Genomic DNA, 14157 nt, shown 5'->3' with positions numbered 1-14157 from the left:
ATGACACAATGAGTAATCCGCAGAATCACGTATTTGTTTTGATGGGCGTTTCCGGCAGCGGCAAATCCGCCGTGGCCAGCGCTGTCGCTCACGAGGCCAACGCCGCCATGCTGGATGGTGACTACCTGCACCCGCGCGCCAACATCATCAAAATGTCCTCCGGGCATGCGTTGGACGACAACGATCGCGCGCCGTGGCTGGCGGCTCTGAACGACGCCATCTTCGCCATGCAGCGCACCAACGACGTGTCGCTGCTGGTGTGCTCGGCGCTGAAGAAAAGCTATCGCGATCGCCTGCGCGACGGCAATCTCAACCTGCATTTCCTCTACCTGAAAGGCGACCAGTCGGTGATCGAGGAGCGCCTGAAGCAGCGCAAAGGCCACTTCTTCAAGCCGCAGATGTTGATTTCCCAGTTCGCCACGCTGGAAGAGCCGGGCGAGCAGGAGCCGGATGTGCAAGCGATCGACATCAACCAGCCGCTGGACGGCGTGGTTGCCGATACGCTCGCCTATATTCGCCGCGTTACCGCCCGCTAAGCGCGGACCGTTGTCGGCGCCGCCAGGCGCCTACAGCTTCATGTAAGCCCGCACGCCGTCCAGGAACATCTGGGTCGACAGCATCACCAGAATCAGCCCCATCAACCGCTCCAGCGCGCTGACGCCTTTGCTGCCCAGCAGGCGCAGGAACAGGTTCGACATCAGCAAAATGGCCGCAGAGAGGCCCCAGGCGATCAGCAGCGCCGCCACCAAATGCGGCAGCTGATGCGGATACTGGTGCGACAGCAGCATCAGCGCCGCCAGAATCGATGGCCCGGCCACCAGCGGGATCGCCAGCGGCACCAGGAATGGCTCCTCGCCAGCGGACAGCCCGGAGCTGTTCCCCTCCTGCGAGGGAAAAATCATCTTGATGGCGATCAGAAACAGGATGATGCCGCCGGAAATGGAGACGGTTTCGGTGCGCAGGTTGAGGAACGCCAGAATTTTCTCGCCGGCGAACAGAAAGATTAGCATCAGCAGCAGGGCGATCAGCAGCTCGCGGATCAGCACCACCCGGCGGCGGCGCGGTTCCAGGTGCTTGAGCACCGACATGAAAATCGGCAGATTGCCCAGCGGATCCATAATTAAAAACAGCAATACCGTAGCGGAAATCATCTCTGTCATGGTGACCTCGTGATCGGGAAAACGCCTCGGCCTTTCCGGCCGCGTCCTTGCCTATAAGAAGGATTGCTGAGAAATCCCCAGCCATCGAATAAATTCACTTTGCGCCCGCGCCGACATTTTGTAAGGTGAGGAGATATTGCACACAACTCGTTATCACCTAATAAGCCCTTATCCGGGCGGGACACAGATATTATGAAAAACGTTGGTTTCATCGGTTGGCGCGGAATGGTCGGCTCGGTTCTCATGCAACGCATGACGGAAGAGCGCGATTTCGACGCCATTCGCCCGGTCTTTTTCTCTACCTCGCAGCACGGTTCCGCCGCGCCGGCCTTCGGCGGCCAGCAGGGCACGCTGCAGGATGCGTATGACATCGACGCGCTGAGCGCGCTCGATATCATTATTACCTGTCAGGGCGGCGATTATACCAACGAAGTTTATCCTAAGCTGCGCGCCAGCGGTTGGCAGGGTTACTGGATCGACGCGGCCTCGTCGCTGCGCATGCAGGACGACGCCATCATCATCCTGGATCCGGTCAACCACGCGGTGATCCAGCAGGGCCTGGACAAAGGCATCAAAACCTTCGTCGGCGGCAACTGCACCGTCAGCCTGATGCTGATGTCGCTCGGCGGCCTGTTCGCCAACGATCTGGTGGAGTGGGCGTCGGTCGCCACCTACCAGGCGGCCTCCGGCGGCGGCGCGCGCCACATGCGCGAACTGCTGACCCAAATGGGCATGCTGCACGCCGACGTGGCGAAAGAGCTGCAGAACCCGGCCTCCGCGATTCTGGATATCGAACGCAAGGTGACCGAAGCCACCCGCAGCGGCAAACTGCCGACCGACAACTTCGGCGTGCCGTTGGCCGGCAGCCTGATCCCGTGGATCGACAAGCAGCTCGACAACGGCCAGAGCCGCGAAGAGTGGAAAGGCCAGGCGGAAACCAACAAGATCCTGAACACCGCCAGCGTGATCCCGGTCGACGGTCTGTGCGTGCGCGTCGGCGCGCTGCGCTGCCACAGCCAGGCGTTCACGCTGAAGCTGAAAAAAGACGTGTCGCTGCCGGAAATCGAGCAGATGCTGGCGACGCACAACGACTGGGTGCGCGTGATCCCGAACGACCGCGAACTGACCATGCGCGAACTGACGCCGGCGGCGGTGACCGGTACGCTGAATACGCCGGTCGGCCGTCTGCGCAAGCTGAATATGGGGCCGGAGTACCTGTCGGCGTTCACCGTGGGCGACCAACTGCTGTGGGGCGCGGCCGAGCCGCTGCGCCGCATGCTGCGCATCCTGCTGTAAACCCGCACTTCCAGGGGGCTGGCTGCTTTCAGCCCCCTAATGCCTTATTTTCCGCTTTTTTGTTCGCCGCGCACCGCGTCGGGCAGCGTCATCGCCAGCCTCGTTTCAATGGGCGGGATCCCGCCTATCTCCTCGTCAGCCGCCGCATGCAAACGCCGCCAGGCTGGCAGTTTTCTTAATGAAGAATTTTCCTGAGCAATGCTGAGCAGTTTTTAACAGACATTGGCTATGCTTAACGCATGGGTGGACAATTTTTCACCATGACTGAAATATTTCAAAAAATAAGCATAAAGAGCGAAATTCAGGTCGGCAGAGTAAAGATTGGTCAATAACCGACCGCAATCACGCTTTAGAGTCCGAATGCATTGCATGATGACCAAAACGGCCAAGGAATAATCAACAAGCCGTGCTTAGATCATGCTGTTAATCTAAGGAAGAAGACTATGCCTGTACTTCCCGATCGTGACGTGATTGATCAGATCATCGCCGGCCATTACGCCGATCCCTTCGCTCTGCTTGGCATGCATGCGACCGATAACGGTCTGCAGGTGCGCGCGCTGCTGCCGGACGCCGGCGCAGTCTGGCTGGTGGAACAGCAAACCGGCCGGCGGCTGGTGCAGCTGAACTGCGACGATCCGCGCGGTTTCTTCAGCGCGGTGGTGCCGCGGCGCAAAAATCCTTTCCGCTATCAGCTGCAGGTCAGCTGGCGCGATCATCAACAGATCGTCGACGATCCTTATCGATTCGGCCCGCTGCTGCAGGATATCGACAGTTGGCTATTGGCTGAGGGTACGCATTTGCGCCCCTATGAACGGCTGGGCGCCCACCTCGTCACGCTGGATGGCATCGACGGCGTCAGCTTTGCGGTCTGGGCGCCCAACGCCCAGCGTGTTTCGGTGGTGGGGGAATTCAACTTCTGGGACGGCCGCCGCCACCCGATGCGTCTGCGGCGTGAAAACGGCATCTGGGAGCTGTTCTTGCCCGGCGTGCAGGCCGGCCAGCTGTACAAATATGAAATCGTCGATTGCTACGGCAATACTCAGTTGAAAGCCGATCCTTACGCCTTCGAGGCGCAGATGCGCCCGGATACCGCCTCGCTGGTGGCGCCGCTGCCGGAGGTGGTGCCGTCGACGCCGGCGCGCCGCCGCGCCAACGATTTTGACCAGCCGATCGCCATCTACGAGGTGCATCTCGGCTCATGGCGCCGCCACACTGACAACCACTTCTGGCTCAGCTACGGCGAGCTGGCGGTGCAGCTGATCGATTATGTGAAGGACATGGGATTCACCCATATCGAGCTGCTGCCGATCAACGAGCACCCGTTCGACGGCAGCTGGGGCTATCAGCCGCTGGGGCTGTATGCGCCGACCCGGCGCTTCGGCACGCCGGCTGACTTCAGGGCGTTTGTGGCGGCGGCGCATGAGGCGGGCATCAACGTGATCCTCGACTGGGTGCCGGGGCACTTCCCGAGCGACGCCTACGGCCTGGCGAATTTCGACGGCACTGCGCTGTACGAGTACGCCGATCCGCGCGAGGGCTACCATCAGGACTGGAATACGCTGATCTACAACTACGGTCGTCACGAGGTGCGCAACTACCTGGCGGGCAACGCGCTGTATTGGCTGGAGCGTTTCGGCATCGACGCGCTGCGGGTCGATGCGGTGGCGTCGATGATCTATCGCGATTACAGCCGCGCCGACGGCGAGTGGGTGCCGAATTACTACGGCGGCAACGAGAATCTGGAGGCCATCGCCTTCCTGCGTTATACCAACCAGACTATCGGCCAGGCGCAGCCGGGCGCGGTGACGCTGGCGGAGGAGTCCACCGACTATCCCGGCGTCACCCTGCCGCCGGACGCCAACGGCCTTGGGTTCCACTACAAATGGAACCTCGGCTGGATGCACGACACGCTCAATTACATGAAGTGCGATCCGGTGCACCGCAAGTATCACCACAACCAGATGACCTTCGGCATGCTGTACGCCTATACCGAGAACTTCGTATTGCCTATCTCGCACGATGAAGTGGTGCACGGCAAAAAATCGATCCTCGACCGTATGCCGGGCGACGCCTGGCAGAAATTCGCCAACCTGCGCGCCTATTACGGCTTTATGTGGGCGCATCCGGGCAAGAAGCTGCTGTTTATGGGCTGCGAATTCGCACAGGGGCGTGAGTGGAATTTCGATACCAGCCTCGACTGGCATTTATTGGAAGGGTTGGATAACTGGCATAACGGCGTGCAGCGGCTGGTGCGCGATCTGAACCACTGCTACCGGCAGCAGGCGCCGCTGTACGAGCGCGACTACCGGCCGGACGGCTTCGAGTGGCTGGTGGTCGACGATCACGATAACTCGGTGTTTGCCTTCGCGCGCTACGATTCGCAGGGCAATGAGCTGATCGCCATCAGCAACTTTACCCCGGTGCCGCGCTATCGCTACCGCATCGGCATTTCCCGCGCCGGTGACTACCGCGAGATCCTCAATACCGATTCGCATCACTATCACGGCAGCAACGCCGGCAATCAGGGGCGGGTCTCTTCCGAAACGGTCGGCAGCCATGGCCGCGATTTCTCTATCAGCGTGACGTTGCCGCCATTGTCGACCATTTATCTGCTGCGGGAGGCGCCATGACCGAGCTGACGGCTGGCCGCGCCGCGCCGCTGGGCGCGCAGTATGACGGCGAAGGCATCAACTTTACCCTGTACTCGGCGCATGCCGAGCGGGTGGAGCTGTGTCTGTTCGACGGCCAGCAGCGCGAAGTGCGCCTGCTGCTGCCGGCGCGCAGCGGCGATATCTGGCATGGCTATTTGCCGGGCGGCAGGCCGGGGCAACGTTACGGCTACCGGGTCTACGGCCCGTTTGATCCGGCGAACGGGCAGCGCTTCAACCCCAACAAGCTGGCGCTCGATCCGGCCGCGCGCGCGGTGGAAGGGCCGGTGGCGGACCACCCGCACCTGCACGGCGGTTACGAGCAGCCGGACCCGCACGACAGCGCCGAGCTGATGCCGAAGTGCGTGGTGGTGGACGAACAGTATGACTGGCAGGACGATCGCCCGCCCGCCACGCCCTGGGGGCAGACGGTGATTTACGAAGCCCACGTGCGCGGCCTGACGCTGCTGCACCCGCAGATCCCACCGGCGCTGCGCGGCAGTTTCGCCGCGCTGGGGCACCCGGCGATGATCGCCCACTTCAAACGCCTCGGCATTACCGCGCTGGAACTGCTGCCGGTGCAACAGCATACCTCCGAGCCGCGCTTGCAGCGGCTGGGGCTGATCAACTACTGGGGCTATAACGTGCTGGCGCCCTATGCGCTGGACAACCGCTACGCCAGCCTGAGCACCGATGCCACGCCGCTCAACGAATTTCGCGATGCGGTCAAGGCGCTGCACCAAGCCGGCATTGAGGTGATCCTCGACGTGGTGTTCAACCACAGCGCCGAGCTGGACAGGGATGGGCCGATGCTGTCGCTGAGCGGCATCGATAATCTGAGTTACTACTGGCTGACGCCCGAAGGGGACTATGTCAACGACACCGGCTGCGGCAACACGCTGCGGTTGGATCAGCCGCAGGGCGTAGCCTGGGTGATGGATTGCCTGCATTTTTGGGTGCGGGAGTGCCACGTCGACGGCTTCCGCTTCGATCTGGGCAGCGTGCTGGGCCGCACGCCGGGGTTCGATCGCGATGCGCCGCTGTTCCAGGCGATGCTGGCGGACGATCTGCTGTCGCGCTGCAAGCTGATCGCCGAACCCTGGGACATTGGTCCCGGCGGCTATCAGGTGGGGGCATTTCCCGGCCGCTTCGCCGAATGGAACGATCATTACCGCGACGACATGCGCCGTTTCTGGCTGCAGAGCGGCGTGTCGCTTGGCCAGTTCGCCCGGCGTTTTGCCGCTTCCAGCGATCTGTACAACCAGCGCGGGCGGGCGCCTTACGCCACCGTCAACATGCTGACCGCGCATGACGGTTTTACCCTGCAGGACGTGGTCAGCTTCAACGAGAAACACAATCAGCCGAACGGTGAGGGCAACCGCGACGGCAGCGACCGCAATTTCAGCAACAACCACGGCGTGGAAGGCCTGGTCGCCGACGACGCCATTGTGCAACGCCGCAGGGCCAGCCAGCGGGCGATGCTCGCCACGCTGTTGCTGTCCCAGGGCACGCCGATGCTGCTGGCCGGCGATGAACAGGGACACAGCCAGCAGGGGAACAACAATGCCTATTGTCAGGACAACGCCACCACCTGGCTCGATTGGGCCACGGCGGATGACGCGCTGACCGATTACGTCGCGGCGCTGATCGCGCTGCGCCGCCAGATCCCCGCGCTGCAGCAGGACCACTGGTGGCAGCAGGACGACGGCAGCGTGCAGTGGCTGAACGCGCAAGGCCAGCCGCTCGACGCGCAGCAGTGGGAGCGGGGCGAGCTGCTCATGCAGATCCTGCTGTCGCAGCGCTGGCTGTTGCTGGTTAACGCCACGCCGCAAACGACGGAGATGAGATTGCCGGAAGGCGATTGGCAGGTTGTCGCCCCGTTCACTCAGGAAGACTCACGGGCGGTATTGCCCGCCTGGCACCAGGCCGCGCGCTCGCTTTGCGTTCTGGTACGGAAATAATAAAAGGAGTCCGCTATGGTTAGGTTTGAAAATAAAGACCCCCTGATGTTGGCGCGCCAGTTGCCGATTAAATCCGTAGCGCTGATCCTGGCCGGCGGCCGCGGCTCACGTTTGAAAGATTTGACCTCCACCCGCGCCAAGCCCGCCGTCCACTTTGGCGGCAAATTCCGCATCATCGATTTCGCCTTGTCGAACTGCCTGAACTCCGGCATCCGCCGCATCGGCGTGATCACCCAATACCAGTCGCACACGCTGGTGCAGCACATTCAGCGCGGCTGGTCGTTCCTCAACGAGGAGATGAACGAGTTCGTCGATCTGCTGCCGGCCCAGCAGCGTCTCAGCACTGAGCATTGGTACAAGGGCACCGCCGACGCGGTGTACCAGAACCTGGATATCATCCGCCGCTACGAGGCCGAATACGTGGTGATCCTGGCGGGCGATCACATCTACAAGATGGATTATTCGCGCATGCTGATCGATCACGTCGAGAAGGGCGCTCAGTGCACCGTGGCCTGCCTGCCGGTGCCGCGCAGCGAAGCCGGCGAATTCGGCGTGATGAAGGTGGATGAAAGCGACCGCATCATCGAGTTTCTGGAAAAGCCCGCCGATCCGCCGGCGATGCCGGGCAATCCGGATATGTCGCTGGCCAGCATGGGCATCTATATTTTTAATGCCGCCTATCTATTCCAGCTGCTGGAAGAGGATATGTCGACCCCCGGCTCCAGCCACGATTTCGGCAAGGATCTGATCCCGAAAATCACCGCGCAGCAGGCGGCGTGGGCGCATCCGTTTACCTTGTCCTGCGTGACGTCCAACCCCGATCTGCCGCCGTACTGGCGCGACGTGGGCACGCTGGACGCCTACTGGCGCGCCAATCTCGATCTGGCGTCGGTGACGCCGGAGCTGGACATGTACGACCGCGCCTGGCCGATCCGCACCCACATGGAACCGCTGCCGCCGGCCAAGTTCGTGCAGGATCGCTCCGGCAGCCACGGCATGACCATGAACTCGCTGGTGTCCGGCGGTTGCATCGTGTCCGGATCGGTGGTGGTGCATTCGGTGCTGTTCCCGCGCGTGCGAGTGAACTCGTTCTGCACCATCGACTCTACCGTATTGTTGCCGGACGTGAACGTCGGCCGTTCCTGCCGCCTGCGGCGCTGCATCATCGACCGCGCCTGCCACATTCCGGAGGGCATGGTGATCGGGGAAAACGCCGATGAGGACAGCAAGCGTTTCTATCGCTCGGAAGGCGGCATCGTGCTGGTGACGCGCGAAATGTTGTCAAAATTGTGAGTTAACGTGGGGGCAGAACGATAGCCTGCCGCCCGATGAACGGTTCGATGGCTTGCGCAACGCGGCACACATAACAGCGGCAAGCCTGCTTTATTTCTTATCCAGAGGCCTTCGGCCGACTTTCAGGAGTGATAATGCAGGTCTTACACGTATGTTCTGAAATGTTCCCCCTGCTGAAAACGGGCGGACTCGCAGACGTGGTTGGCGCGCTGCCGGCGGCGCAAATCGCCGAAGGCGCCGATGTTCGGGTGCTATTGCCCGCTTTCCCTGACGTACGCAACGGCATACCCGACACCGTGCTGGTGGCGGAAATCGACTCGTTCGCCGGCCGGGTAGGCCTGCGTTACGGCACCTACCATGGCGTGGGCATCTATCTCATCGATGCGCCCTGGCTGTATGACCGGCCGGGCAGCCCGTACCACGATCAGTCCATGTACGCCTACCCCGACAACCACCGCCGCTTTGCGCTGCTGGGCTGGATGGCCTGCGAGCTGGCCAAGGGGCTGGATCGCTACTGGCGCCCGCAGCTGGTGCATGCCCACGACTGGCACGCCGGTCTTAGCTGCGCCTATCTGGCCGCCAACGGCCACCCGGCGCGTTCGGTGTTCACGGTGCATAACCTGGCCTATCAAGGGCTGTTCTCCGCCCATCACGTGACCGAGCTGTGGCTGCCGGCGTCGTTCTATAACGTCTATGGCCTGGAGTTCTACGGCCAGATGTCGTTCCTCAAGGCCGGGCTGTTTTATGCCGACCACGTGACCGCCGTCAGCCCGACCTATGCGCGTGAGATCACCCGGCCGGAGTTCGGCTACGGCATGGAGGGGCTGCTGCAGGAGCGGCAGCGGCAGGGCAGGCTGAGCGGCATCCTCAACGGGGTGGACGACAAGATTTGGGATCCGGCCCACGACCCGCGGCTGAGCGCCCGCTATGACGCCGACGATCTGAAAAGCAAGGTCAAAAACAAGCTGCATCTGCAAAAGGCCATGGGGCTGAAGGTGGACGAATCACTGCCGGTGTTCGCGGTAGTGAGCCGATTGACCAGCCAGAAAGGCCTCGATCTGGTGCTGCAGGCGTTGCCTGAACTGTTGGCGCAGGGCGGGCAGCTGGCGCTGCTGGGCGCCGGCGATGCGGTGCTGCAACAGGCGTTTCTGGCCGCCGCCGCCGACTACCCTGAACAGGTCGGCGTGCAGATCGGTTATCACGAATCCTTCTCCCACCGCATCATCGGCGGCGCCGACGTCATTCTGGTGCCGAGCCGCTTCGAGCCCTGCGGCCTGACTCAGCTCTACGGTCTGAAGTACGGCACGCTGCCGCTGGTGCGCCGTACCGGCGGGCTGGCGGACACGGTGGTGGACTGCGCGCTGGAGAACCTGGCCGACGGCACCGCCAGCGGATTCGTGTTCGACGATTGCGACGCCGTCGCGCTGGGCAACGCCATCCGCCGCGCCATGGTGCTGTGGAGCCGGCCGAAACACTGGCGCCACGTTCAGCGCCACGCCATGAGCGTGGACTTCGGCTGGCCGGTGGCGGCGAAAGAGTATTTATCGCTTTATCAACGCTTGTAGCCCGCGTTTCGCGTTTCGGGTTGACGCGCGGCGGGCAGCCGTAAGGGTAGATTGTCGGGGCGCGGCGTGCCGCGTCCATGTTCAGCGGAGCCCGCTATTCCGCGGCGAATGGCGGGGCTCCCCACAAGGGATTAAAAAGCCATGACTTCACCGTTTAGTTACACCTCACCTACGGTCAGTGTGGAAGCGCTGAAACACTCCATCGCCTATAAGCTGATGTTTATCGTCGGCAAGGATCCGGCCATCGCCAACCGGCACGATTGGCTGAACGCCGTGCTGTTCGCGGTACGCGATCGCATGGTGGAGCGCTGGCTGCGTTCCAACCGCGCCCAGCTGTCTCAAGACGTGCGGCAGGTGTATTACCTGTCGATGGAGTTCCTGATCGGCCGCACCCTGTCAAACGCGCTGCTGTCGATGGGCATCTATCAGGACATCGACAACGCGCTGAACGAGATGGGGCTGAACCTGGCGGAGCTGCTGGAGGAAGAAAACGACCCCGGGCTTGGTAACGGCGGCCTGGGCCGGCTGGCGGCCTGTTTCCTCGACTCGCTGGCGACGCTGGCGCTGCCGGGGCGCGGCTACGGCATTCGTTATGAATACGGCATGTTCAAGCAGAACATCGTCAACGGCCAACAGATGGAATCGCCGGACTACTGGCTGGAGTACGGCAATCCGTGGGAGTTTCCGCGCCATAACACCCGCTACAAGGTGCGCTTCGGCGGCCGCGTGCAGCAGGAGGGGGCCAAGGCGCGCTGGCTGGAGACCGAAGAGGTCGTGGCCATCGCCTACGATCAGGTGATCCCCGGTTTTGACACCGACGCCACCAACACGCTGCGGTTGTGGGGCGCGCAGGCCAGTAATGAGATCAACCTCGGCAAGTTCAACCAGGGCGATTACTTCGCGGCGGTGGAAGACAAAAACCACTCGGAGAACGTGTCGCGCGTGCTCTATCCGGACGATTCGACCTCGTCCGGGCGCGAGCTGCGGCTGCGGCAGGAGTATTTCCTGGTGTCGGCCACGGTGCAGGATATTCTCAACCGCCATTGGCTGATGCACAAAACCTTCGACAACCTGGCGGACAAGATCGCCATTCACCTCAACGACACCCACCCGGTATTGTCGATTCCGGAGCTGATGCACCGGCTGATCGACGAGCATAAATTCAAGTGGCTCGACGCCTGGGAAGTGGTGGAGCAGGTGTTCTCTTACACCAACCACACGTTGATGAGCGAGGCGCTGGAGACCTGGCCGCTGGATATGATTGGCCGCATCTTGCCGCGCCATCTGCAGCTGATTTTCGAAATCAACGATCACTTCCTCAAGATGGTGCAGGAAGTGGCGCCGGACGACAACGATCTGCTGGCGCGGGTCTCGATCATCGACGAAACCAACGGCCGCCGGGTGCGCATGGCGTGGCTGGCGGTGGTGGCCAGCCACAAGGTCAACGGCGTTTCCGCCCTGCATTCCGAACTGATGGTGCAGTCGCTGTTCGCCGACTTCGCCCGGCTATTCCCGACCCGTTTCTGCAACAAAACCAACGGGGTGACGCCGCGCCGTTGGTTGGCGCTGGCCAATCCGCCGCTGGCGGCGGTGCTGGACGACTGCATCGGTCAAACCTGGCGCACCGATCTCAGCCAGCTGAGCGAGATCCAAGCCAACGTCGATTACCCGAGCTTCCTGCAGGCGGTGCAGCGCGCCAAACGGCAGAACAAGGAGCGGCTGGCGCTGTACATCGCCAAAACGCTCAACGTGGTGGTCAACCCGGATGCGTTGTTCGATGTGCAAATCAAGCGCATCCACGAGTACAAACGGCAGCTGCTCAACGTGCTGCACGTCATCACGCTGTATAACCGTTTGCTGGCTGACCCTGACATCGAGCGCGTGCCGCGGGTGGTGATCTTCGCCGGCAAGGCGGCCTCAGCCTACTATGCCGCCAAGCAGATCATCCGTCTGATCAACGACGTGGCCAAAGTGATCAACAACGATCCGCGCGTGCATACCCAACTGAAGGTGGTGTTCATCCCGAACTACGGCGTCAGCCTGGCGCAGATCATTATCCCGGCGGCGGATCTGTCGGAACAGATCTCGCTGGCGGGCACCGAGGCCTCGGGCACCAGCAACATGAAGTTCGCGCTGAACGGCGCGCTGACCATCGGCACGCTGGACGGCGCCAACGTCGAGATGCGCGAGCACGTGGGGGAGGAGAATATCTTTATCTTCGGCAATACCGCCGAGCAGGTTGAGGAACTGCGCCGCAACGGTTACAACCCGCGCCAGTACTATGAGCAGGATCCGGAGCTGCATCAGGCGCTGACGCAGATCGCCACCGGGGTGTTCAGCCCGGAAGAGCCGAAACGCTATGGCAATTTGTTCGACTCGCTGGTCAACCTCGGCGATCACTATCAGCTGTTGGCGGATTACCGCAGCTATGTGGACACGCAGGACAAGGTGGACGAGGTCTATCTCAATCAGGACGAGTGGACGCGGCGCGCGGTGCTGAATATCGCCAATATGGGCTACTTCTCATCCGATCGCACCATTCAGGAATACGCGGATGAAATTTGGCACATTAAGCCGGTGAAGCTGTAAAGCGAGAGAGGAAAAAAGCAAAGGGCCGGATAACCGGCCCTTTTTCATTACGCTGCAGCTCAGGAAGCCAGAGACAGCGCTTTCGTTTTCGCGTGTTCCGCCAGCCAGGCTTCTACTCGCGCCTGCTGCGCTTCGTCCAGCCACATGCCCAGCTTGGTGCGGCGCCAGATGGCGTCGTCCAGCTCTACGACCCACTCTTTCTCGGTCAGGTAGCGCAGCTCGGCTTCATACAGACCGTGGCCGAAATCTTCGCCCAGATCGGCGAGGCCGTTGGCGCCGGCCAGGATCAGCTCGCTCTGGCTGCCGTAGGTGCGGGCATAACGGCGCGCCAGGGCTTCCGGCAGCCAGCCGTGCGCACGGCGCAGTTTGGCCGCGTAACCGTCGCGGTCGCCGTCGATGTCACCGCCCGGCAGCGTGGCATTTTTGGTCCACGCCGGGCCGCAGCCTGGGTAGTAGTGGGCCAGTTTTTCCATCGCATGTTCGGCCAGCTTGCGGTAGGTGGTCAGCTTGCCGCCGAAGACCGACAGCAGCGGCGCCTTGCCCTGCTCATCGTGCACGTCCAGCGTGTAATCGCGGGTGATCGCCTGCGGTGAATCGGATTCGTCGTCGCACAGCGGACGCACGCCGGAGTAAGTCCAGACGATGTCGTCGCGGCCCAGCTGCTTCTTGAAGTGGTCGTTGTACACTTTCAGCAGATAAGCGATTTCGTTCTCGTCGATCTTCACGTCTTTCGGATCGCCTTTGTACTCCACGTCGGTGGTGCCGATGATGGAGAACTCGTCATTCCACGGGATCACGAACACGATGCGGTGGTCTTCGTTCTGCAGAATGTAAGACTGCGGCTGATCGTGCACGCGCGGCACCACGATGTGGCTGCCTTTGATCAGGCGGATGCCGTAAGGCGATTTCAGCTTCAAGCCGTCGTCGAAGAAGTTTTTCACCCACGGGCCGGTGGCGTTCACCAGGCCTTTGGCGCGCCAGGTGAAGGTTTTGCCGCTGTCGATATCGACCGCTTCCACCATCCACTGGCCGTTTTCACGCCATGCGCGGGTCACTTTGGTGCGGGTGCGCACTTCGCCGCCGCGTTTTTCCACTTCCTGCGCGTTCAGCACCACCAGGCGAGCATCATCAACCCAGCAGTCAGAATATTCGAAACCGCGCTTCAGTTCAGGCTTAAGCACTGACTCTGGTCCAAAGCGCAAACCCTTGCTGCCTGGCAGGCTGGTGCGTTTACCCAGGTGATCGTACAGGAACAGGCCGATACGGATCATCCAGGCTGGACGCAGATGCGGCTGGTGCGGCAGGCGGAAACGCATCGGGAACGCGATGTGCGGCGCCAGTTTCAGCAGCACTTCACGCTCGGCCAGCGCTTCGCTCACCAGACGGAATTCGTAGTGTTCCAGGTAGCGCAGGCCACCGTGGATCAGTTTGGAACTGGCGGAAGACGTAGCACAGGCCAAGTCTTGCGCTTCCAGTAGCAGTACCGACAGCCCGCGCCCGGCAGCATCCGCCGCGATGCCGGCACCGTTGATGCCGCCACCGATAACGATCAAGTCTTTGGTTTCCACGTCATCTTCCTCCAGATGTTCGAAATAGCTCTTTCATGTTCGTTTTCGCTCATGATTGTAATCAAAAACCAACAAGC

9 protein-coding genes are annotated in these 14157 nt (G+C 61.7%); 7 read left to right on the top strand and 2 right to left on the bottom strand.

Annotated features, from left to right (window positions below; all coding sequences use genetic code 11):
• Positions 1-8: 8 nt before the first annotated feature.
• On the top strand, positions 9-536 hold the full coding sequence (gene gntK / locus WFM45_RS22775) for a gluconokinase (RefSeq protein WP_261420380.1): 528 nt from the start codon (positions 9-11) through the stop codon (positions 534-536).
• Positions 537-566: 30 nt separating this feature from the next.
• On the opposite strand, the gene WFM45_RS22770 is transcribed toward gntK, so the two are convergent.
• On the bottom strand, positions 567-1160 hold the full coding sequence (locus WFM45_RS22770) for a YhgN family NAAT transporter (RefSeq protein ID WP_025159894.1): 594 nt from the start codon (positions 1158-1160) through the stop codon (positions 567-569).
• 192 nt (positions 1161-1352) lie between these two features.
• On the opposite strand from WFM45_RS22770, the gene asd reads away from it, so the two are divergent.
• The 6 genes from asd to glgP all read left to right on the top strand — a co-directional run bounded on the left by asd (position 1353) and on the right by glgP (position 12512).
• Positions 1353-2456, top strand: coding sequence for an aspartate-semialdehyde dehydrogenase (gene asd, locus WFM45_RS22765; protein WP_004930820.1), 1104 nt, complete (start codon positions 1353-1355; stop codon positions 2454-2456).
• Between the two features lie 443 nt (positions 2457-2899).
• Complete coding sequence (gene glgB, locus WFM45_RS22760) at positions 2900-5086, top strand: 1,4-alpha-glucan branching enzyme (protein WP_033631894.1); 2187 nt, start codon at positions 2900-2902, stop codon at positions 5084-5086.
• A complete protein-coding gene (glgX, locus tag WFM45_RS22755; protein WP_336957325.1) occupies positions 5083-7065 on the top strand; it encodes a glycogen debranching protein GlgX in 1983 nt (660 codons plus the stop codon). The genes glgB and glgX overlap by 4 nt, the downstream gene beginning before the upstream one ends.
• 15 nt (positions 7066-7080) lie before the next feature.
• Complete coding sequence (gene glgC, locus WFM45_RS22750) at positions 7081-8358, top strand: glucose-1-phosphate adenylyltransferase (RefSeq protein WP_004930810.1); 1278 nt, start codon at positions 7081-7083, stop codon at positions 8356-8358.
• 134 nt (positions 8359-8492) lie between these two features.
• Positions 8493-9923, top strand: coding sequence for a glycogen synthase GlgA (gene glgA, locus WFM45_RS22745; RefSeq protein WP_004930807.1), 1431 nt, complete (start codon positions 8493-8495; stop codon positions 9921-9923).
• A 141-nt stretch (positions 9924-10064) separates the two neighbouring features.
• The gene (glgP, locus tag WFM45_RS22740) at positions 10065-12512 is read left to right on the top strand and encodes a glycogen phosphorylase (protein WP_033631896.1); all 2448 of its coding nucleotides are present in this window, start codon (positions 10065-10067) and stop codon (positions 12510-12512) included.
• A 59-nt stretch (positions 12513-12571) separates the two neighbouring features.
• Here the strand turns inward: glgP and glpD are convergent, their stop codons facing one another.
• Positions 12572-14080, bottom strand: a complete 1509-nt coding sequence (gene glpD / locus WFM45_RS22735) for a glycerol-3-phosphate dehydrogenase (protein ID WP_317525372.1) — start codon at positions 14078-14080, stop codon at positions 12572-12574.
• Positions 14081-14157 lie beyond the last annotated feature (77 nt).

The organism is Serratia sp. KG1D (assembly GCF_037150675.1).
Taxonomy (GTDB): Bacteria; Pseudomonadota; Gammaproteobacteria; order Enterobacterales; family Enterobacteriaceae; genus Serratia; species Serratia nematodiphila.
Note: the sequence above shows the minus strand (reverse complement) of the source record. Positions and strands in the feature narration are given on the sequence as shown.

What these genes read in the sequence shown, in the direction of transcription:
- glgB (WP_033631894.1), top strand. Translation starts at nt 2,900, where the DNA reads ATGCCTGTACTTCCCGATCGTGACGTGATTGATCAGATCATCGCCGGC.
- asd (WP_004930820.1), top strand. Translation starts at nt 1,353, where the DNA reads ATGAAAAACGTTGGTTTCATCGGTTGGCGCGGAATGGTCGGCTCGGTT.
- glgC (WP_004930810.1), top strand. Translation starts at nt 7,081, where the DNA reads ATGGTTAGGTTTGAAAATAAAGACCCCCTGATGTTGGCGCGCCAGTTG.
- glgX (WP_336957325.1), top strand. Translation starts at nt 5,083, where the DNA reads ATGACCGAGCTGACGGCTGGCCGCGCCGCGCCGCTGGGCGCGCAGTAT.
- gntK (WP_261420380.1), top strand. Translation starts at nt 9, where the DNA reads ATGAGTAATCCGCAGAATCACGTATTTGTTTTGATGGGCGTTTCCGGC.
- glgA (WP_004930807.1), top strand. Translation starts at nt 8,493, where the DNA reads ATGCAGGTCTTACACGTATGTTCTGAAATGTTCCCCCTGCTGAAAACG.
- glgP (WP_033631896.1), top strand. Translation starts at nt 10,065, where the DNA reads ATGACTTCACCGTTTAGTTACACCTCACCTACGGTCAGTGTGGAAGCG.
- WFM45_RS22770 (WP_025159894.1), bottom strand. Translation starts at nt 1,160, where the DNA reads ATGACAGAGATGATTTCCGCTACGGTATTGCTGTTTTTAATTATGGAT.